This is a genomic window from Pseudomonas sp. NFX71, from assembly GCF_048079215.1.
Taxonomy (GTDB): Bacteria; Pseudomonadota; Gammaproteobacteria; order Pseudomonadales; family Pseudomonadaceae; genus Aquipseudomonas; species Aquipseudomonas fluorescens_B.
This window is the reverse complement of the sequence record NZ_CP182230.1, coordinates 2,546,348-2,567,089: the sequence shown is the minus strand read 5'-3', so window position 1 is coordinate 2,567,089 and position 20,742 is coordinate 2,546,348. Positions and strand designations below refer to the sequence as shown.

20 protein-coding genes are annotated in these 20,742 nt (G+C 60.1%); 9 read left to right on the top strand and 11 right to left on the bottom strand.

The annotated features are described in order from the left end of the window. Positions 1-71: 71 nt before the first annotated feature. Together ACM1ZW_RS11815 and ACM1ZW_RS11810 are read right to left on the bottom strand one after the other, a co-directional pair. Positions 72-377 carry a DMT family transporter gene (locus ACM1ZW_RS11815; protein ID WP_017336296.1) on the bottom strand — a complete coding sequence of 102 codons (306 nt, stop codon included), beginning with the start codon at positions 375-377 and terminating at the stop codon, positions 72-74. Then, positions 378-1,016, bottom strand: coding sequence for an FMN-dependent NADH-azoreductase (locus ACM1ZW_RS11810; protein WP_416740583.1), 639 nt, complete (start codon positions 1,014-1,016; stop codon positions 378-380). Positions 1,017-1,136: 120 nt separating this feature from the next. On the opposite strand from ACM1ZW_RS11810, the gene ACM1ZW_RS11805 reads away from it, so the two are divergent. Then, positions 1,137-2,084: a LysR substrate-binding domain-containing protein gene (locus ACM1ZW_RS11805; RefSeq protein ID WP_017336294.1), complete on the top strand. Its 948-nt coding sequence runs from the start codon at positions 1,137-1,139 to the stop codon at positions 2,082-2,084. Between the two features lie 134 nt (positions 2,085-2,218). Next, a complete protein-coding gene (locus ACM1ZW_RS11800; RefSeq protein WP_017336293.1) occupies positions 2,219-2,749 on the top strand; it encodes a ferritin-like domain-containing protein in 531 nt (176 codons plus the stop codon). A gap of 61 nt (positions 2,750-2,810) precedes the next feature. Here the strand turns inward: ACM1ZW_RS11800 and ACM1ZW_RS11795 are convergent, their stop codons facing one another. After that, entirely contained in the window at positions 2,811-4,886 is a 2,076-nt protein-coding gene (locus ACM1ZW_RS11795) for an AsmA family protein (RefSeq protein WP_416740581.1), read from the bottom strand. 388 nt (positions 4,887-5,274) lie between these two features. Here ACM1ZW_RS11795 and ACM1ZW_RS11790 point away from each other — a divergent pair, with 388 nt between their 5' ends. The 7 genes from ACM1ZW_RS11790 (at position 5,275) to ACM1ZW_RS11760 (ending at position 10,612) form a co-directional block, all read left to right on the top strand. Continuing rightward, positions 5,275-5,829, top strand: a complete 555-nt coding sequence (locus ACM1ZW_RS11790; RefSeq protein WP_414878183.1) for a hypothetical protein — start codon at positions 5,275-5,277, stop codon at positions 5,827-5,829. Positions 5,830-6,000: 171 nt separating this feature from the next. Further along, positions 6,001-6,633: a TetR family transcriptional regulator gene (locus tag ACM1ZW_RS11785; protein ID WP_017336290.1), complete on the top strand. Its 633-nt coding sequence runs from the start codon at positions 6,001-6,003 to the stop codon at positions 6,631-6,633. Positions 6,634-6,870: 237 nt separating this feature from the next. Then, on the top strand, positions 6,871-7,371 hold the full coding sequence (gene ureE / locus ACM1ZW_RS11780; protein WP_416740579.1) for an urease accessory protein UreE: 501 nt from the start codon (positions 6,871-6,873) through the stop codon (positions 7,369-7,371). Continuing rightward, entirely contained in the window at positions 7,368-8,042 is a 675-nt protein-coding gene (locus tag ACM1ZW_RS11775; protein ID WP_416740578.1) for an urease accessory protein UreF, read from the top strand. Before ureE ends, ACM1ZW_RS11775 begins: the two co-directional genes overlap by 4 nt. Before the next feature lie 23 nt (positions 8,043-8,065). Continuing rightward, positions 8,066-8,680 (top strand): urease accessory protein UreG, encoded by a 615-nt coding sequence (gene ureG, locus ACM1ZW_RS11770; protein WP_017336287.1) that lies wholly within the window; start codon positions 8,066-8,068, stop codon positions 8,678-8,680. A 34-nt stretch (positions 8,681-8,714) separates the two neighbouring features. Continuing rightward, positions 8,715-9,287 (top strand): HupE/UreJ family protein, encoded by a 573-nt coding sequence (locus ACM1ZW_RS11765; protein ID WP_017336286.1) that lies wholly within the window; start codon positions 8,715-8,717, stop codon positions 9,285-9,287. Positions 9,288-9,484: 197 nt separating this feature from the next. Beyond that, complete coding sequence (locus ACM1ZW_RS11760; RefSeq protein WP_031318325.1) at positions 9,485-10,612, top strand: AGE family epimerase/isomerase; 1,128 nt, start codon at positions 9,485-9,487, stop codon at positions 10,610-10,612. Positions 10,613-10,724: 112 nt separating this feature from the next. On the opposite strand, the gene ACM1ZW_RS11755 is transcribed toward ACM1ZW_RS11760, so the two are convergent. From ACM1ZW_RS11755 to ACM1ZW_RS11720, 8 genes are all read right to left on the bottom strand, one after another. Beyond that, positions 10,725-11,495 (bottom strand): SDR family oxidoreductase, encoded by a 771-nt coding sequence (locus ACM1ZW_RS11755; protein ID WP_017336284.1) that lies wholly within the window; start codon positions 11,493-11,495, stop codon positions 10,725-10,727. A gap of 747 nt (positions 11,496-12,242) precedes the next feature. Continuing rightward, on the bottom strand, positions 12,243-12,959 hold the full coding sequence (locus tag ACM1ZW_RS11750) for an ABC transporter ATP-binding protein (protein ID WP_149419281.1): 717 nt from the start codon (positions 12,957-12,959) through the stop codon (positions 12,243-12,245). Next, complete coding sequence (locus ACM1ZW_RS11745) at positions 12,956-13,831, bottom strand: ABC transporter ATP-binding protein (RefSeq protein ID WP_414878181.1); 876 nt, start codon at positions 13,829-13,831, stop codon at positions 12,956-12,958. The genes ACM1ZW_RS11750 and ACM1ZW_RS11745 overlap by 4 nt, the downstream gene beginning before the upstream one ends. After that, positions 13,828-15,111 carry a high-affinity branched-chain amino acid ABC transporter permease LivM gene (gene livM / locus ACM1ZW_RS11740; RefSeq protein WP_017336281.1) on the bottom strand — a complete coding sequence of 428 codons (1,284 nt, stop codon included), beginning with the start codon at positions 15,109-15,111 and terminating at the stop codon, positions 13,828-13,830. Before livM ends, ACM1ZW_RS11745 begins: the two co-directional genes overlap by 4 nt. 3 nt (positions 15,112-15,114) lie before the next feature. Continuing rightward, entirely contained in the window at positions 15,115-16,029 is a 915-nt protein-coding gene (locus tag ACM1ZW_RS11735) for an ABC transporter permease subunit (protein WP_017336280.1), read from the bottom strand. Positions 16,030-16,200: 171 nt separating this feature from the next. Beyond that, positions 16,201-17,334, bottom strand: a complete 1,134-nt coding sequence (locus ACM1ZW_RS11730) for a branched-chain amino acid ABC transporter substrate-binding protein (protein WP_017336279.1) — start codon at positions 17,332-17,334, stop codon at positions 16,201-16,203. 365 nt (positions 17,335-17,699) lie between these two features. Continuing rightward, positions 17,700-18,983, bottom strand: coding sequence for an NAD(P)/FAD-dependent oxidoreductase (locus ACM1ZW_RS11725; RefSeq protein WP_017336278.1), 1,284 nt, complete (start codon positions 18,981-18,983; stop codon positions 17,700-17,702). A gap of 119 nt (positions 18,984-19,102) precedes the next feature. Further along, complete coding sequence (locus ACM1ZW_RS11720; protein ID WP_416740577.1) at positions 19,103-20,593, bottom strand: aldehyde dehydrogenase family protein; 1,491 nt, start codon at positions 20,591-20,593, stop codon at positions 19,103-19,105. Positions 20,594-20,742: the final 149 nt, after the last annotated feature.

Genomic DNA, 20,742 nt, shown 5'->3' with positions numbered 1-20,742 from the left:
CTGAATGCAAGACATCAGCCAAGCATCGTCATCAAAAATGACAACACGACGACCAGTCTATGACATCCGTCCTACTTCAGCCCTGCCACCCCCGCCACGATCAGCCCCACCGACACCAGTTTGACCACCGTCAGGCTTTCGCCGAGCAACGCAAACCCGAGAAACACGGTGCCCAGCGAACCGATGGCGGTCCAGATCGGGTAAGCGATGCTCACTGGCAACTCACGCATTGCCAGGGTCAGGAAGTAGATCCCGCCTACCGCCGCCACGACCGTGATCAGCGACGGCCAGGGCCGGGTGAAACCTTCGGCGTACTTCATGCCCATGGCGAAGGTGACTTCAAACCCGGCGGCGATCAGCAAAAACACCCAGGCCATCTAGAACTCCCTGGCCAGCGTCAGCAAACGTTGCTCGGCCTCGGCGACGGAGATTTCAAAGGTGCGCTCGGCGGATTCTTCGCCCTCGGCGGCGACCACGGTGACATCGGTAATGCCGATGAAACCCAACGCCGTGCGCAGCAGGGTATCGGCATGATTCATCGCTTCGAGTTCGCCCCCGGGGCCGAAGCCGAACCCGCCACGGCTGGTGACGATCAGCGCTTTCTTGCCCTGTACCAGCGGCTCGTATTGAGCGACGCCGTTGTCCAGCGTGTGGTTGAACGTCAGCCCGAGCCGCACCACTTGATCGATCCACGCCTTGAGGCCGCTGGGCACGCTGAAGTTGTGCATGGGCGTGGAGATCACCAGCACATCGTGGCCCAGCAATTCACCCACCAGTTGATCGCTGAACGCGAGATCGGCCTGCATCGACAGCGGCCGTGCCTCGGGGTCGGGGTAGAACGCGGCGGCCACAAAGGCTTCGTTGACCGGTGGAATCAAGGCCCGACCGACTTCGCGGCGGGTCAATTGTGATTGCGGGTGACGCGCCTGCCAGGCGCTGAGAAACACTTCGGCCAAGCGCCGGGAGTGGGAACGTTCGCCCCGTGGGCTGGCGTGAATGACAAGAACTCTGTTCATCTGAATCTCCTGGGGACTAAACTCAAACGGCTTGTGGCGTGCAGATTGAGCTCGCCGCTGACTCGTCTCAAATGAATAAAAATCAGTCTGGATGAATTCATTTCACCCATGGAGTAACCCATGTTCGCCTCGCTGCCGTTGACCGCCCTGCGCGCCTTTGAATCGGCCTCTCGCCTATTGAGCTTCAAGGCCGCCGCCGAAGAACTGTCCGTGACGCCAACGGCGGTTTCCCATCAGATTCGTTCGTTGGAGGGCTGGCTCGGCGTGCCGCTGTTCGAGCGCCTGCCACGGCAGGTTCGCCTGACCGAGTGCGGTGAGCGTCTGTTCCACAGCCTGCACGGCGCTTTTCTGGAAGTGGCCCAGAGCGTCGACACCTTGCGCCCGCAACGCAGCGGCGCGAGCCTGACGATTTCCACCACGGCCGCGTTTGCCGCGCTGTGGCTGGTGCCTCGGCTTGGGCGGTTTTACGCCCGGCATCCGACCATCAGCCTGCGCCTGGACACCCATTGCGAAGTGATCGATTTGCATCAGGACGCCAGTGTCGATCTGGTGGTGCGCTACAGCCTGGATGACTATCCGAACCTTTATGGTCTGTGCCTGTTCGATGAGGCGTTTGGCGTTTATGGCTCGCCTGGACAGGTCGCGCTGGCCCTAAGTGGCCAGGCCCCCACGTTGATCAGCGTGCGCTGGCACAACTCGAAGCTCTACGCCCATGGCTGGGCGGCGTGGTGCGCGCAGTCCGGCGAAACCTGGCTGACGGGGCAACCGGTTGTCCGGGAATACGATGAAGAACATTACGCCCTGCAAGCCGCCATCGCCGGGCAAGGCCTGGTGCTGGCGAGCAATATTCTGGTGTCGGAGAGTGTGGCCAGTGGCTTGCTGGTGGCTTACCGCAGTGACATTCAAGTGCAGGGCGCCGGTTACAGCGCGCTTTGCGTTCCGGGTCGCGAGCGCCATCCGCCCGTGCGTGCATTCTTTGCCTGGCTGCAGGAAGAAGCTCGATTGTCTGGCCTACTGCCAGGATCGCAGGCTGCGCCGGCGCCTACAGGAAAACGCATGCCCCTGTAGGCGCTGGCTCAGCCTGCGATCTTTCTCGATGGAAATTACATCAAACTTTTCGCCACGCTCATCACTCACAACTAGGTAGTGATCACTTCCCCAGAAGGTGACGCAAACCCGGATCAGCCTCCAAGGAGAACGAGATGAGTGACATGCATTTGTCTGATGTAACGACCCTTCGCGCACGGGCCCGCCAGAACGTCGAGAACGGCGCGGTGACCGAAAGCTACAGCGCCGACCTCGACGAAGTGCTGCGCCTGCTCAACGAATCGCTGGCCACCGAACTGGTCTGCGTCTTGCGCTACAAACGCCACTATTTCATGGCCAACGGCCTCAAAGCCCATGTCGCCGCCGACGAGTTCCTTGAGCACGCGAATCAGGAAGCGGCGCATGCCGACCGATTGGCCGAGCGCATCGTGCAGCTGGGCGGCGAGCCTGAATTCAACCCTGACCTGCTGTCGAAAAACTCCCACGCACAGTACGTGGCCGGTAACTCCCTCAAAGAGATGGTCTACGAGGACCTGGTCGCCGAGCGCATCGCCATCGACAGCTACCGCGAAATCATTCAGTACATCGGCGAGAAAGACCCGACCACCCGGCGCATCTTCGAAGACATCCTGGCTCAGGAAGAAGAGCATGCGGATGATATGGCGGACATTCTGAAAGATTTGTAGCGCCGGACAGACCGCCTTCGCGAGCAAGCCCGCGAAGGCGTCTTGATAGACACCGAAGATTTTACTTGGTGGGTTTAACGGTCACCGGCGCCTTCCCCGCCTTCATCTGCTGCAACAACGGCGCACACTGATTCGGCTCGCCACCACTCGGCGCCACCAGTGCCAACAACCCCGCCGCCGGCGCCGCGATCACACCCAGCGCCACCATCCCCGCGCCCCGCAACATCAGCGGCACCGCTTTCACACCGGCATCGGGTTTGATGAACTTGCCCCGTACATACAGCGGCGAACGCAGCGAAATCAAACGCCAGCCCTTGGATTCCGGCGTCACCGTCAGGTCCAGTTGCTCAGTGGCCATGTTCGCCGTGCCGTCGATGTAGATGATTGCGTTCTCGGTGTCGAAGACGAACAGCCGCGTGGTGGCCAGGCCCGTCTTGATGTCGAAGTCGGCCGCCGCGCAATTGATCTTCACTTCCTTGTCACCAAAGATCTTGCCTACCACATAGTTGCCGACGTTGAGTCCGGCCAGCTCCATCAGCTCGCGACTGATCGCCCCGTCGTTGATCAGCATTTTCAGATTGCCGTTGGCCGAACCCAGCAGTTTTGCCACCGAGTTGCCACGACCATCGATGTCGGCATCGCCATTGAGCTCGCCGAAACTGGTCTTCATCGGCTCGAAGGTGGGGAATAGCTGCTTGAGCTTGAACCCGCGCGCGGTCAGCTTGGCATTGCCTTCCAACGGCTCGGTACGTCCGTTGAGGCGAATCTGCGCATCCAGCTTGCCGCCGGCCACACCGAAGCGCAGGGGCTCGAGGCTGAGCACGCCGTCGGTCAGCACCAGGTGGGTATAAAGGTCATTGAACGGCAGTTTTTCACTGTGGACGATGCGTTTACCGGTGAATTCGACATCGGCGTCCATGTCACGCCAGCGCTCGGTCTTGAACTCTTCGACCGGTAGCACTTTGTCCGCCGGTTGCTTGCTTTCACCGCCACGGGCCTTTTGTTTGGCGTTGGAGTCGGCGCCAATCAAGGGTGCAAGGTCAGCAAACAACAGCTGATTGGAGAGCAGTGAACCGCTGAGTTTCGGCCGTGGCTCGCTGGCGACGTAGGCCAGGCTGCCATGAATGTCGCTCTCGCCGATCTTGCCGTTGAACGCTTCATAACGGAACACCGCGCCGCCGGCCTCGTGCAACTTGGCGATCAAGTGGCCGTCGGTGGCGTAGGGCGGCGTATCCGGCAGGGTCACGCCAGTCAGCGGATAGAGGTTGCCCAGGCTGCTGCCGGCCAGTTTCAGTCGCAGGTCCAATGCGCCGAGATTGAGTGGATCGGTCAGCGTACCCGCGAGTTCGACGCTGGTGTCAGCGATCTTGACCTGGGCCTGGAGCGGGAACGGTCGGGCCGAATCCTGCAACGCCAGCAAACCGCCGACCTTGCCGTCTCCAGCGAGTTTCTGTCCGTGATATTGGCCTTTGACCTTCAGCGCAAACGCGTAATCCTGGGGTGCAGCACCCTTCTCCAGCGCGGTTTTCGCCGCTTTGTCGCCGACGATTTCGCCGAACGGAATCGGTTTGCCCAGTGGGTCGATGATCAGGTCGAACTGCGTTTTCAGGCTCTGGTCGTCAAGGGTGACGTGGCCTTTGTCGAAGCCGATTGCGCCGATGTCGACCACCCAATTTGAAGGCTCGGCGTTCGGGTCTTTCGGGTCGAACTTGAACGTCCAGTTCGCGCGGCCATCGGCAAGACGCTGGAGGTCTGCGTTCGGTTCGGTCAAGTCAATGCGCGGGATCGCCACGCGTTGAGCCAGCAATGCCAGCGGCGACAGGCGCAGTTCGACGCGTTTGAGCGTGACCATCTGGGGCTGCTTCGACCACTCAGGGTTGCCGAGGCTCAGGTCCTCTGCCACTACATGCGGCCACGGCACCCACGCCCGCCAACCACCTTCGTCGAGCTCGCGCTGCCAGACCACCGCCAGGTTGCCATTGATGGCAAACGGTCGATGCAGTTCTTCGGAGACTTTGGAGTTGATGGTCGGTTTGATCCGGTTCCAATCGAAGAACACGATGATCAGAACCAGTATCGCCAGCAACACAACCAGGCTGGCAAAGGTCCAGGCAAAAATCTTGGGGGTGCGCGTCATTGCACAGGGCTCCTGAATACGACTGAGCGCCCTGACTGCGACGCACGTGTGAAACGTTAGGCCAGAACCGGCCTGCCATGAAATCTAGGACTGGGAAACGGCGCGCAGGTTTAACCGAAATGGGCTTAACGTTCAAATAATCGGTCGGGGACACCCTGCTCTCGCAAACCCGGCGTTACCGACCCCGCACTTTTGCGCGGCACGAGTGGGTCGAAAATACCCACACCAGTGCAAAAAGCCTCGCCGGAGAGGCCCGTTCTAGAGCCTTCCCAGGGAACAATCAATTCTGTTGATTATTACCATTGCGTTTATGAACTTTTATATCGACTTATCGAGAGTAGCATTGCCCTCGTACCCACTTTATCGCCCTCCCACGGAGCACCCAATCATGAAACGCCAATTACTGCTTAGCCTTTCCCTCTCACTGCTGGCCAGCACCGCTTTCGCTCTGCCAGCTGCTGACCAGGCAACCCCACAAGTGAAAGCCGCCCACTCGGTGTTCAGCCAGACCGTTGCCGAAGGTGGTAACGATCGCCTGAAAGAAAAAGGCCTGATCACTCAAGATGGCTCGGACCGTACCCCACAAGGCCAGTCCCTTGCCGCTGACGGTTCGGATCGCACCCCACAAGGTCAAACCCTGGCTGCTGACGGTTCCGATCGCACTCCACAAGGTCAAACCCTGGCCGCTGACGGTTCCGATCGCACTCCACAAGGTCAAACCCTGGCCGCTGACGGTTCCGATCGCACTCCACAAGGTCAAACCCTGGCCGCTGACGGTTCCGATCGCACCCCACAAGGTCAAACCCTGGCTGCTGACGGTTCCGATCGCACTCCACAAGGTCAAACCCTGGCTGCTGACGGTTCCGATCGCACTCCACAAGGTCAAATCCTCGCTGAAGGTGGTGGTGACCGCGTGATCCAACGCAACAGCGCTTTGAGCTGAGCCCATGGCGGCCCTGAAAAAAAGCCCAATCCACGGATTGGGCTTTTGATTTTATAGAAGCACCCCTTCTCTACCCGCCCCTCTTTTAGGTGTCCCCCGATCGTCGTTCGACGCCAGCAAAGCCGATTTGCTAGAGTGCGTCGCTGTCTTGTCCAGAAAAACACCCTTGCGATGCTGCCCCGCGCCGAACAGAAACAACAAACCCGCAACGCCCTGATGGACGCTGCCCGCCATTTGATGGAATGCGGCCGAGGATTCGGCAGCCTGAGCCTGCGCGAAGTGGCGAAAACCGCCGGCATCGTTCCCACCGGTTTCTACCGGCATTTTTCCGATATGGATGAACTGGGCCTGGTACTGGTGAGCGAAGTCGGTCAGACCTTCCGCGAAACCATCCGCCTGGTGCGCCACAACGAATTCGTGATGGGCGGCATCATCGATGCCTCGGTGCGGATCTTTCTCGACGTGGTGTCGGCCAATCGTTCGCAATTCCTGTTTCTCGCCCGCGAGCAGTACGGCGGTTCGCTGCCGGTGCGCCTGGCCATCGGACGGTTGCGCGAAGACATCAGCTCGGACCTGGCGGCCGACTTGTCATTGATGCCAAAGCTGCAACACCTGGACATCGCCGGCCTGAGTGTCATGGCCGACCTGATTGTTAAAAGCGTGTTCGCAACCTTGCCCGACATCATTGATCCACCGGCAGAAGCATTGCCCGAGCATCTGACGCCGCAGGCAAAAATCACTCAGCAGTTGCGGTTTATCTTTATCGGGCTGAAGCATTGGCAGGGACTCGGCAGTACCGAATAACCCCGCTTTCATCACAACACCTAACACCAGCAAGCCGGTCCCTACCCAGTTGTGCAACGCGCGACTGATCGGGAGCACACCGCGCGCCATCATTTGGTGCGCCCAACAATGCCGCGCACCAAATTACTACAACAATCTGAAACATAACCGTCGCTCCGACAGGCATTTCCTACACATCCCCCGATTGGCAAGCCCCTTGCTCTAACCACAGCAATGTCCATTGCTGGAAGCCTTCCGATGCTGGTGATTCACCGCAGAATCGACCCTCAACCCGTCTGGGGCGCTGAGTTGCACCTGACCTTCGAAGCCCGGAGCAAAAGCCGCTTGCGCTGTTTCAGTGCCGAGGGTGAAGACGTCGGGTTGTTTTTGGAGCGCGGTCAGTCGCCGCTGTATGACGGCGAATGCCTACAGGCTGAAGACGGTCGCATCGTCCGCGTCTGTGCCCACCCCGAACACCTGCTGCACGTCACCTGCGCCAACGCTTTCGAGCTGACCCGCGCGGCTTATCACCTCGGCAATCGCCACGTCGCCCTGCAAGTCGGCGATGGCTGGTTGCGTCTGCTCGATGACTACGTGCTCAAGGCGATGCTCGAGCAACTTGATGCCAGGGTCGAAAACATCGAGGCGCCGTTCCAGCCGGAGCACGGCGCCTATGGCGGTGGCCATCACCATTCGCGGCATGGCGACGAGGATTTCAACTATCCGCCGAAACTGCACCAGTTCGGCGTACGCCTATGAACCCGGCCTGGGCGCTGCTGCGCCTGGCCAGTCCGCAATTGCCGATTGGCGGCTACAGCTATTCCCAAGGCCTGGAAATGGCGGTGGATAACGGTCGGGTGAAGGATTACGACAGCGCCCGACGCTGGATCAGCGATCAGTTGCTGCTGAACCTCGCGCGTTTCGAAGCGCCGCTGCTACTCGCCCATTGCGTGGCCGCCGCCGAAGAAAACTGGGGCGAATTACTGCAACGCTGCGAGGAACACCGCGCCAGCCGGGAAACCCGCGAGTTGCATCAGGAAAGCCGGCAGATGGGTTATTCCTTGCAGCAACTGCTCAACGGCTTGCCGGAACTCGATACCCTGGCCCGCGCCTTTCTCGATCAGCGTCCCGAACCACACCTGGCCCTCGGCTGGGCACTGGCCGCGCGCGCCTGGCGCATCAGTCCGCAGGACGCGCTGGCGGCCTGGCTGTGGAGCTGGCTGGAAAACCAGCTGGCAGTGCTGATGAAGACCCTGCCGATGGGGCAGCAAGCCGCGCAACGCCTGACCAGCGAATTGCTGCCGCTATTGCAGCAAGCCCAGCAGAACGCCACCCGAATCAACCCCGAACACTACGGCAGCGCCGCTTTCGGCCTGTCCCTGGCGTGCATGGCCCATGAGCGCCAGTACAGCCGCCTGTTCCGTTCCTAGGGCCTGTTACTTTGGAGAATCACATGAACACACAACCTCTGCGCGTCGGCATCGGCGGCCCGGTCGGTTCCGGCAAAACCGCTTTGACGCTGGCCCTGTGCCTGGCGCTGCGCGACCGCTACAACCTGGCCGTCGTGACCAATGACATCTACACCCGCGAAGACGCTGACTTTCTGGTGCGCAACGAAGCCCTGGCGCCGGAGCGGATCATCGGCGTGGAAACCGGCGGCTGCCCGCACACGGCGATCCGCGAAGACGCCTCGATCAACCTCGAAGCCGTGGATCAACTTAACCGCCGCTTTCCCGGGCTGGACCTGATTCTGGTGGAGTCCGGTGGCGACAATCTGTCGGCCACGTTCAGCCCGGAACTGTCGGACCTGACGATCTACGTGATCGACGTCTCGGCCGGCGACAAGCTGCCGCGCAAGGGTGGGCCGGGGATCTGTAAATCCGACCTGCTGGTGATCAACAAGATCGACCTCGCCCCCTTGGTGGGCGCGTCGCTGGAGATGATGGACAGCGACACCCAGCGCATGCGCAACGGCAAACCGTTTGTCTTCAGCAACCAGAAAACCGGGCTGGGCCTGGAAGAAATCATCGCGTTCATCGAACGCCAGGGCCTGCTGACCGCAGCCTGATCACGACCACACCTATCAACAAGGAAGCTTATCCATGTCTCTTAAACGCATTCTCGGCGCCATGGCCCTGCTGCTGACCCCGGCCATCGCCTTTGCCCACCCCGGGCACGGCGACAATGGTTTGATCGCCGGTATCAGCCATCCGATCGGCGGCCTCGATCACTTGCTGGCGATGGTTGCGGTCGGGTTGTGGGCGGCGCAGCAGAAAGGCGCCGCACGCTGGGCGCTGCCGTGCACGTTTGTCGGCACCCTGTTGATCGGCGGACTGCTGGGTTTTGAAGGGCTCAACCTGCCGGCGCTGGAAAGCGGGATCGCCGCATCGGTGCTGGCGCTGGGCCTGGCGGTGGCACTGGCGGTGCGTCCGCCATTGGGCATGGCGGTGGGTGCGACGGCGCTGTTTGCGCTGTTCCATGGCGTGGCGCATGGGCTGGAATTGCCGGAAATGTCGAGCCCGTGGGCGTATGCCGCAGGGTTTGTAGTGGCGACGGCAGCCTTGCACGCGGCGGGTTATGCGGTGGTTCGTGTGTTGCCGCAGGCGGCGGCGCCGTTGGTTCGGCTGGCGGGCGCGGTTTCGGCGGCGGCTGGAGTGTGGTTGTTGGCGGGTTGATTTTCTACCGTCAGTGATGGCCCCCTCGCGGGCAAGCCCGCACACACGTGTACACAGAACCAATGTCGGGAGCGGGCTTGAGATGCGTGTGCGCAGAACCAATGCGGGCTTGCCCGCGAAGGCGGCCTGACAGACACCGCAACTCTCAGGCCTGTTAACATGGCGCGCAATCGACCCTGCCGTGACGACGCCAGCCAATGCCTCATTCTCCCCGCTCCGCCTCCCAGCCTGACTTGATCGCTCTGTTCTCCTCAGTGCATCAGCATTTCCAGGACGTGATCGTGCCCCTCTGGCAAGGCCCGGGCTGGAACGCCGAACTGGCCCTGCCCTACGAGGCGCTGGACGCCGGACATCTGCCCTTGCCACCTCAACGCTACCGGGCCATGGCCTGCGCGCGGCAGTTGTATCTGTTTTCCAGCCTGATCGGCCAGATACCCGGCGCCGAAGAGCGTGCCGCGGCGCTGTTCCGCTCGTTGCAGCAACATTTCCATGACGCCGAACACGGTGGCTGGTTCTACAGCATCGATCCGCAAGGCGCGCCGCTGGACCAGCGCAAGGATCTCTACACCCACGCCTTCATTCTCTTCGCCTGCGCCCATTACTGGGACAAGGTTCGCGAACCGCTGGTGGAGTCAGTGCTCAACGCCGTGCTGGAAGTGGTTGCGCAGCGTTTCGCCACGGGCGACGGCCTGTACGAAGCTTGCCTTGAACGTGACTGGTCGTCGCTGAATACCGGGCCGCTGCAAAACCCGCTGATGCACCTGGCCGAAGCCTTCCTCGCCACACTGTCGGTGCGTGAAGACCTCGCAGTGCAGCGCGCGCTCGTCGAGTTATGCACAGCCATGCAGAAGCGCTTTATCGATTCGCAGCACGGTGTGCTGATGGAAAAACCGCTGGGCGCTGTGGATAACTGGTTTGAACCGGGGCATCAGTTCGAGTGGTATTTCCTGCTGGAGTCTTCACCGTTGTTGCGCGGCTCCAAACTGCACGCCTCCCTGGAACGCGCCTTTGCGTACACAGAGCAGTTGGGTGTCGATCAATCGAGTGGGGCGGTGCGGGCAATGCTCACGCTCGATGGGCAATCGAAGGATGGCACCCAACGCATCTGGGCCCAGGCTGAATACCTGCGTGCGCTGACCTTGCGTCCACACAGCAAGGCATCGGTATTGCGCCAATTGCAGGCACTGCAACAGCGCTCCCTGCATTCGGAGGGCTGGTATGAGTGTCGCAATGAAAACGGTGAAGTGAGCCGCCAGGACATGCCTTCGACCACGCCTTATCACTTGGCGACCTGCTATCGCGGATTGGCCGATTATCTCGGCTAAATCCTCTGTGGCGAGGGAGCTTGCTCCCGCTGGGCCGCGAAGCGGCCCCGCTTACCCCTGAAAAGAAAGGGACTGCTGTGCAGTCCAACGGGAGCAAGCTCCCTCGCCATAATTACGCCTTGGCTCCGTTACGCTCAATCGCAAACCCGCTCCACGTCTGGCTCACCGGCATCAGCTCAAGGCTGTTGATGTTGATGTGTGCCGGCGCATTGAGCACCCAGAAAATGGTCTCGGCGATGTCTTGTGGCTGGATTGGCTCCGCACCGGCGTAGGTCGCGTTATAGCGTTCCTGATCACCGGCAAAACGCACCAGCGAGAATTCGCTCTCGCACAGGCCCGGTTCAATGTTGCTGACTCGCACGCCCGTGCCCTGCAGGTCACAGCGCAGGTTCAGCGAGAACTGTTTGACGAACGCCTTGCTCGCGCCATACACGTGGCTGCCCGGATACGGGTAGTTGCCGGCGATGGAACCGAGGTTGACGATGCTGGCGCCACGGCCGTGGGCGATCAGGCGTGGCAGCAGCAGGCGAGTGCTGTACATCAGGCCCTTGATGTTGGTGTCGACCATCGTGTCCCAATCATCAAGGTTGCACTTCGGCGCCGGGTCCACGCCGAGCGCCAGGCCGGCGTTATTGATCAGCCCGCGCAGCTTGGCGAAGGATGGCGGCAGGTTGGCAATCGCCTCCTCCATGGCCTTGCGATCACGCACGTCGAGCACCAGGCCATGGACCTCGGTCTGCTTCGACAACTCGGCGCACAGGGCATTGAGGCGTTCTTCACGACGACCTGTCAGCACCAGTTTCCAGCCAGCCTCGGCAAAACGACGGGCACAGGCTTCACCAAAACCGGAAGTCGCGCCGGTAATAAACAGGGTGTTGGACATCGTGTTCTCCTTGCTTCGGCCGACGGGCAGCCATTGGAATAGAAAATCAGCTGGCAGCATGCCCGGCCTTGCCGACAGCGGCAACCACCACAAAAGCTGTATGAAAAACGATCAATGTCAGCGGCGCCTTATCCCCCGTGGCCTGCAGCCATGTACGCGCACGTTATCCACAGGCCGGTCCACAGTTTCCGGGGGCAAGTGAAAAAGCTGAAAGCCGCTGTGCACAAGGCTTTGCGGGCAAATTACAAAGTTTTTTGCTTGACCCTGAAGCGCTCACTGTGTAGCCCGTGGCATTTTGCACGATCGACCCGGTAAACCAGCGATGGCGCCGAGCCAGTAACTACGGCCCTCAGCCGACTCTTTCCAGAGTTTAACCACAGACTTATCCACAGGCATCACCCCTCCGTTCCGGACTGATTTCCCAGCCAATAAAAAGGTTGACAAAGCCGAGCCCCAGTCGCGTAAAAACACCTGATCAAAAAACAACCACATCGCTGCAAGCCACGTATCCAAAGGCCCTCAGCCAGCTACTCCCACGTTATTCACAGCCAGCTCCACAGCAAACGGGGACAAGTCAAAAGCGTGACAAAACAACTATTTGCAGCGGCTTTATGTCGCGCTTTGGGAGCTTGATGAATTTGTTTTCCACAATTTCCAGAAAGCACACCGCGGACACCTGCGGGAGTATTGAAAATGTAAAAAAGCCCCGGCGATTGCGCGCCGGGGCTTGGTGTTACAACAGCGAAATCAGTGGCCGCCGAGATAGGCGTTACGCACTTCCTCGTTAACCAGCAACTCCTTGCCGGTGCCCGTGATGCGGATCTCGCCGTTGACCATGACATACGCCCGGTCCGACAGCTTGAGCGCGTGGTTGGCATTCTGCTCGACCAGGAAGATGGTCATCCCGGTCTTGGCCAGTTCCCGCAGCGTGGCAAAGATCTGTTTCACCACGATCGGTGCCAGACCCAGGCTCGGCTCGTCAAGCAACAACAGTTTGGGCCGACTCATCAGCGCACGGGCGATGGCGAGCATTTGCTGTTCACCACCGGACATGGTCATGGCGCGCTGGGTGCGTCGCTCTTCGAGCCGCGGAAACAGCTCGAACATGCGTTGCATGTCTTCCTTGGCGTACTTGTCACCGATCGGGATGGTGCCCATCAGCAGGTTTTCCTCGACAGTCATGTCGGGGAACACCCGCCGTCCTTCCGGCGATTGCGCGATACCGTGGGACGCGATGTAGTGCGACGACTTGTGGGTGATGTCCACCCCTTGATAGATGATCTGCCCGTCAGCCGCCCGCGGTTGGCCGAAGATCGACATCAGCAGGGTCGACTTCCCGGCACCGTTGGAGCCGATCAGACTGACGGTTTCCCCTTCGTTGATGTACAGCGAGACTTTTTTCAGGGCCTGGATTGGCCCGTAAAACACGTCCAGATCCTTCAGTTCGAGGATAGGTTGACTCATAGCGCCACTTCCTCTTCATCGGCACCCAGGTAGGCCGCAATCACTTTCGGATCGTTGCGTATCGCATCAGGCCCGCCCTCGGCAATGACGATGCCGTGGTCCAGCACCACGATGTGGTCGGAAATGCTCATAACCATGCCCATGTCGTGTTCGATCAGCACCACGGTCAGATCATGCTCGTCGCGCAGCAGCCGGATCATCGCGCTCAGCGCTTCGGTTTCCTGAGGGTTGAGGCCGGCGGCCGGTTCGTCGAGGCAGATGATCTGCGGCCGGGTGCACATGGCCCGGGCGATTTCCAGACGGCGTTGCTGACCGTAGGACAGTTCACCGGCCAGACGGTTGGCGCAGTCCACCAGGTCCACCACTTCCAGCCAGTAGAAGGCGTGGTCCAGCGCATCGCTTTCAGCCTTTTGGTAGCCCTTCGTGTTGAGGATACCGGCGAGCATGCTGCGGTTGACCCACATGTGCTGGGCAACCAGCAGGTTTTCCAGCACCGACATTTCCTTGAACAGGCGAATGTTCTGGAAGGTCCGCGCCAGCCCGGCACGGTTCACCAGGTGGGTACCGCCGAACATCTTGTAATACAGCCGACTGAGAAAGGATTTTGGCGAAACGAAATCCGCCGGTTTGAACGATTCGCCCAGCAACTGGATGACGTTGGTCTGCTCGCCCCGCACGCTGAGTTCGATCTTGCCACCGGAGGCCTTGTAGAAACCGGTCAGGCAGTTGAACACCGTGGTTTTGCCGGCGCCGTTGGGGCCGATCAGGGCGAAGATCGAGTTGCGCTTGACCTTCAGGCTGACATCGTTCAACGCCTTGATGCCGCCGAAGTGCATCATCAGTTTCTCGACCGAGAGTACGACTTCGCTCATGGCGCTACTCCTTTACGCGGGGTCACACCGGTACGGCTGATCCGAATCAGGCCGCGCGGTCGCCAGATCATCATCAACACCATCAGGATGCCGAACAGCAGCACGCGGTATTCCGCGAAGCCACGCAGCAGTTCCGGGGCCACGGTCAGCACGAAGGCTGCGATGACGACGCCAATGGTCGAGCCCATGCCGCCGAGTACCACGATGGCGAGGATCAGGGCCGACTCGAAGAAGGTGAACGAGGTCGGGTTGACGAAGCCTTGGTAGGTGGCGAAGAACACACCCGCCAGACCCGCCGTCGACGCACCGATGGTGAACGCCGAAAGCTTGACCAGCACGTGGTTCAGACCCATGGAGCGGCAGGCGATTTCATCTTCACGCAAGGCCTCCCAGGCGCGACCGACCGGCATACGGGTCAGACGGTGCTTGACGTACAGCACGGCCAGTACCACGAGGAACAACACCGCGTAAATGAAGTAATACTTCACGTCCGGGTTGTAGGCGATACCGAAAAACTCATGGAACGGAACGCCACCGTCCTTTGCCCTTTTGCCGAACTCCAGGCCGAAGAAGGTTGGCAGCGGCGCCGCCATGCCATTTGGCCCCCCCGTCAGGCTCAGCCAGTTGTTGAGGACCAAGCGAATGATTTCACCGAAGCCCAGGGTCACGATCGCCAGGTAGTCACCGTGCAGGCGCAATACCGGGAAGCCGAGGATGCAACCGGCAAGGCCGGCGGTGATCGCTGCCAGTGGCAGCACCGTCCAGAAGCCAAGCCCCAGGTATTGATAGCCGAGTGCCAGGCCATAGGCCCCGATGGCGTAGAACGCCACGTAGCCGAGGTCGAGCAGGCCGGCCAGGCCGACCACGATGTTCAAGCCAAGCCCCAGCAGCACGTAGATCAGCCCGAGGATGACCACGCCCAGCAGGTAGGAGTTGGAGAAAAACGGGAACACCACGGCGACGACGATCACCACTGGAATGATCCAGCGCAACCGGGTCTTGTAGTCAGGCGGCAGTACATGTACCCCGGAGCCTGTGCTTTCAAAACCTTCGAGAATTCTCAGGCCTTTGGGCGTTTGCAGGAACAGGCTCAGGGCAAAGCGGCCGGCCATGACGATGGCGACAATCCACGCCACTCGGGTCGTTTCCAGATTGAAGCCGTAGCCGTCGAGGACTACGCCAACAATCGGGCCGAACACAATGAGGGCGACCAGACCGGCAAGAATCGCGTCAACCAGGCTTCTTTTGAGATCAATGGTTTTTTTAGTGGTTGAAGACATCGCTTACACCTTCGACACAAGAGGACGGCCGAGCAGGCCTTGGGGCCGAAAGACCAGAACGAGAACGAGCAGCGAGAAGCTGAAAACGTCTTTGTAGTCCGAGTTGACCAGACCCGAGAACAGCGACTCGGAAATGCCGAGGATGATCCCGCCGAGCATCGCGCCAGGCAGCGAGCCGATTCCGCCAAGTACCGCAGCGGTGAACGCCTTGATACCGATAACGAAGCCTGCGTAGAAGTCGAACGTGCCGTAGTTCATGGTGATCAGCACACCGGCCAGGGCCGCCATTGCTGCACCGATGATGAACACGTAGGAAATCACGCGATCGGTGTTGATCCCCAGGATCGAGGCCATCTTGCGGTCTTGCTGGGTGGCGCGGCACATGCGGCCGAGCTTGGTGTACTTGATGACGTAGGTCAGCAGGGCCATGCCGGCGAATGCGGCGATCAGAATGAAGATCTTGGTGTAGGTGAGCTGGACGAAGCCGCTTCCGACTTCCACTCGCCATGCACCGGTCAGCAAGGTAGGTACGCCTTGTTGGCGGGCGCCCTGGGCGATCTGTGCATAGTTTTGCAGGATCAGGGAAATACCGATGGCGCTGATCAGCGGTGCCAGTCGGGTTGAGTTACGCAGGGGTTTGTAGGCGACACGCTCGATGACCCAGCCATACACCGCCGTGACGATGATGGTGAAGACCAGTGTGCCAAGCATCAGCAGAGGGAAGGATTCAATACCGAAGTATGCCAGCAGAGCCAGACTGATCGCCGCGAGGTAAGCGGAGATCATGTAAACCTCACCATGGGCGAAGTTGATCATGCCGATGATGCCATAGACCATTGTGTAGCCGATGGCGATCAGGCCATAGACCGACCCGAGGGTCAGGCCGTTGACCAGTTGCTGCAGGAAAATACCATCCATAACGCAATCTCACGCATTTGAGAGACTGCACAGAAGCCGGGTGCGACGGACCGGGGTTCAGCCACCCGCGCAACACGGTTGTGTGCAGCTCTACGAGAAAAGACAGGTACTGCACGGACATGTTGGTTGACTGCCCGGTGCACAAGGCACCGGGCAATTCAGCAGCTCATATCACTTCTGTTTTTCCAGTTGGTGGTATTTGCCATCCTTGTCCCACTGATAAACCACGTAGTCGGAGACTTTCAGGTCGCCCTTGGCGTCCCAGGTCTTCTCGCCCATCACGGTTTTAACCGGGTTTTTCTTCAGCCACTCGGCCGCTTTTTCGCCATTGTTGGACTTGGCGCCGTTGAAAGCAGCCGCCAGGGTTTGAACCGAAGCGTAGGCGTACAGGGTGTAGCCTTCAGGCTCGGTACCGGCCTTGCGGAAGGTGTCTACCACGGTCTTGCTGTCTGGCAGCAGGCGTGGGTCGGCGCCGAAGGTCATGTACACGCCATCAACGTTCTGCGGGCCACCGGCGGTGGTCACGAGTTCATCAGTCACGATGCCATCATCGGACATGAATTTGACGTCCTTGAGGCCTTGCTCACGCAGTTGACGAACCAGTGGACCGGCTTCCGGGTGCAGGCCGCCGAAATAGACGACATCGGCACCGGCTGCACGGATCTTGGTCACCACGGCGCTGAAGTCTTTCTCGCCACGGGTCAGACCTTCGTACAGCACCGGGGTCACGCCGCGCTTGGCCAGTTGGGCCTTGGTGGCATCCGCCAGACCTTGACCGTAGGTGTCCTTGTCGTGCAGAACCACGACTTTCTTGCCCTTGAGCACGTCGACGATGTAGTCGCCGGCCACGATACCCTGCTGGTCGTCACGGCCGCACATACGGAACATGGCGCTCAGGCCGCGCTCGGTCACCTGTGGGTTGGTGGAGCCCGGAGTGATTGCGATGATGCCTGCTTCGTCGTAGATCTCGGAGGCCGGAATGGTCGACGAGGAGCAGAAGTGACCGACCACGCCTGCCACTTTCTGGTTGGTCAGGTCCTTGGCGACCGTCACAGCCTGTTTCGGTTCGCAGGCGTCATCGCCCTTGACCAGTACGATTTTTTCCCCGTTAACGCCGCCCGATGCGTTGATGGCATCGGCTGCGGCCTGTGCACCCTTCATGTACTGCTCGCCAAATGCCGCGTTGGCGCCCGTCATTGGACCCGCCACACCGATTTTTACGTCAGCCTGTGCAAACGCAGAAACACCCAGCGCAGTTGCCACTGCGAGGGCCAGAAAGCCTTTCTTGTAAAACGTCTGGGACATGAGGTGGTGCTCCAAGGTTTTTTTTTAATTGGCACTGCAACTTCACTGAATGCTCAGAGCAAGGGCCGTGCCATCGGTTTTTTATTCTGAAAAAAGTCGCTGCTTTATTGTTATATCGACTGTTTCGAGCCCATTTTCATTGGACGTGCAACCGTCTAAACCGCTGAAGGTGAAACCATTTATTTATCAAGGCGCAACCCGTGCGCGCCATCATTGCAACCGCAGCGCCAAACGACGTGCAACCAGCCTGTAACAACGCGCGTCACCGAAGTGCACACTGCTGGTGCGGTACTGCTACAACCCGCACCTTTTACAGGCTAGTCGCTGCGCCGAAAAGCGCCGCTCCCCGCAACAAATTTCAACAATCAAATCACGATCCGCAAGCACTGGCCCGCGTGATACAGCGAAAATCCCGCTTCATACAGACAGCTACGCAGGCCAGCCCCGGCCAGTGGTTGCATCGGAGCGAAGGGGATCGGCAACGCCTGCGGATTTCCGTTGCACAAATAATCGGCAAAGGCTTTGCCGACTACAGTGCCAGTGGTCACGCCCCGACCGTTATAGCCAGTGACTGCCACTAAACCGGGCGCTGGCTCGAACAGGCGCATCAAATGATCGGGGGTGAAGGCGATGCAACCGGTCCAGGTGCACTCCCATTCCACCGGTTTGAGGTAGGGGAAATAGTGCTGCTGAACGCGATCGGCCCAGGCCTTGAGGAACCAGGTCGGCTTCTGATTGCCATTACCCAGGCTGCCGAGCAACAGCCGACCGTCTTTATCGCGGCGAATGCTGCTGAGCACCTGACGGGTGTCCCAGGAACCCTGGCCACCGGGCAGGATTTGCCGGGCGGCTTCTTCAGTGAGTGGCACCGATGCCACCTGATAGTAATAACCGGGGAAGAAATTGCGCCGAAGCTCTGTCCAGTCGCCTTCGGTATAAGCGTTGGACGCGATGACAACCTGCTCGGCAAGCACCGAACCCTGCGCGGTCTGTACTGACCACTTCTGGCCCTGACGTTCGAGCCGGGTCACGGGGGAATGATCGAACAGCTGACCGCCGAGGCCGATGGCCGCTTTGGCCAGCCCCGTGGTGTAAGCCATCGGGTTGATCGTGCCAGCACGCCGATCCAGCAGTGCGGCGGCGATTTTTTGGGTGCCGGTTGCCTGTTCGCAGGCTTGACCGGTCAGCAGTTCGACCGGTGCGCCGCGACGTTTCCATTGTTCTTCACGACTGCGCAAGTCCGCTTCACCACGAGCGTTATGCGCCATGTGCAGCGTGCCTTCGCGGCGTAACTGGCAATCGATGTTGTACTTGTCCACAAGGCTGAACACCAACGAAGGTGCCGCCCCCAGCATGCGATTGAGCTGACTGCCCACCGCTTCGCCAAACCCGGCTTCGATGTCGTCCGGCGGAATCCACATGCCGGCATTGACCAGCCCGACGTTGCGCCCCGAACCGCCATGACCGGCACGATGGGCTTCCAGCACACACACCGTTTTGCCTTGTTCCAGCAGATGCACCGCCGCCGACAGACCGGTGAAACCGGCGCCGATGACGCAGACGTCGACCGTGACTTCACCCTTGAGCGCCGCGTTATCAGGCCTTTGCGGCGTCAGTTTTTCCCACAGACACTCTTCGCGTAACGGCATTGCCAGACTCCAACAGAAACCTAACAAACAGAAAAAGCTTCGCTGGCAAGCCAGCTCCTACAGGTTATGCGCCACGACACAGGCCGTGCAGGAGCTGACTTGCCAGCGATGGGGCCCGATCAGTCGAACGTAATCCCTTGAGCCAACGGCAACTCCAGCGAGTAGTTCACGGTGTTGGTCTGGCGGCGCATGTACCCGCGCCATGCATCGGAGCCCGACTCACGACCACCGCCCGTCTCTTTCTCGCCACCAAACGCGCCGCCGATTTCCGCACCGCTCGGGCCGATGTTGACGTTGGCGATGCCGCAGTCGCTGCCCACCGCCGACATGAACTGCTCGGCTTCACGCACGTCGGTGGTGAAGATGCATGAGGACAGGCCTTGTGGAACGGCGTTGTTCAGGCGCAGCGCTTCAGCGAAGTCCTTGTAACCGAACACGTACAGGATCGGCGCGAAGGTTTCGTGACAGACCACATCGCTCTGTTCCGGCATTTCAACGATGGCTGGCGAGACGTAGTAAGCGTTCGGGTATTTGTCTTCCAGCTGACGCTTGCCGCCGAAGACCCGACCGCCTTCGCTCAAGGCTTGCTCCAGCGCGTCCTGCATGTTGTCGAAGCTGTGCTTGTCGATCAGTGGGCCGATCAGGTTGCCTTCCAGCGGATTGCCGATGCGCACTTTCGAGTAAGCGGCCTTGAGGCGGGTAACGATTTCTTCTTTCACCGATTCGTGAGCGATCAGGCGACGCAACGTGGTGCAACGCTGGCCGGCGGTGCCGACGGCGCTGAACAGGATCGCGCGAACAGCCATGTCCAGATCAGCGCTTGGGCCGAGGATCATGGCGTTGTTGCCACCCAGCTCCAGGATGCTGCGGGCGAATCGTGCGGCGATTTTCGGTGCCACTTCGCGGCCCATGCGGGTGCTGCCGGTGGCGCTGATCAGCGCGACACGCGGGTCATCGACCAGCGCTTCGCCGGCATCGCGGCCGCCGATGATCACTTGGCTCAGGTGCGGAGGTGCGTCGCTGAAGTTTTTCAGTACGCGGTCGAACAGCGCCTGGCAGGCCAGTGCGGTCAGCGGGGTTTTCTCCGAGGGCTTCCAGATCACCGGGTTACCGCAAACCAGCGCCAGCGTGGTGTTCCAGGCCCAGACCGCCACCGGGAAGTTGAACGCACTGATCACGCCCACGATGCCCAGCGGGTGCCAGGTTTCACGCATGTGGTGGCCCGGGCGCTCGGAAGCGATGGTCAAGCCGTACAGTTGACGGGACAGGCCGACGGCGAAATCGCAGATGTCGATCATTTCCTGAACTTCACCCAGGCCTTCCTGAGTGATCTTGCCCGCTTCCCAGGACACCAGCTCGCCGAGATCGGCCTTGTATTCACGCAGGATGTCGCCCAATTGGCGTACCAGTTCGCCACGGCGCGGGGCCGGGACCTTGCGCCACAATTCGAACGCATGATCTGCGCGACTGATGTGCTGCTCGACTTCAGCGGCACCTTCCCAGTTCACAGAGGCGATCTTGCTGCCATCGATTGGCGAATGCACCGGCACTTTGCCGTTCTGGTACAGGGCCGGATTCACACCAAGACGATCAAGCAATGCGGCAACCATGGGTCACTCCTCGAGCAAAAAACACAAAACGTGCAGCCGGAAAATCACGACTGATCAGACCTGTAGTTTTAGCTTGCCGGAGGTTACCCAACAAACGACCTTTAAGAGAGATATCATTCCGTTTATTCATGCTGCGAATTGCTGGTCAG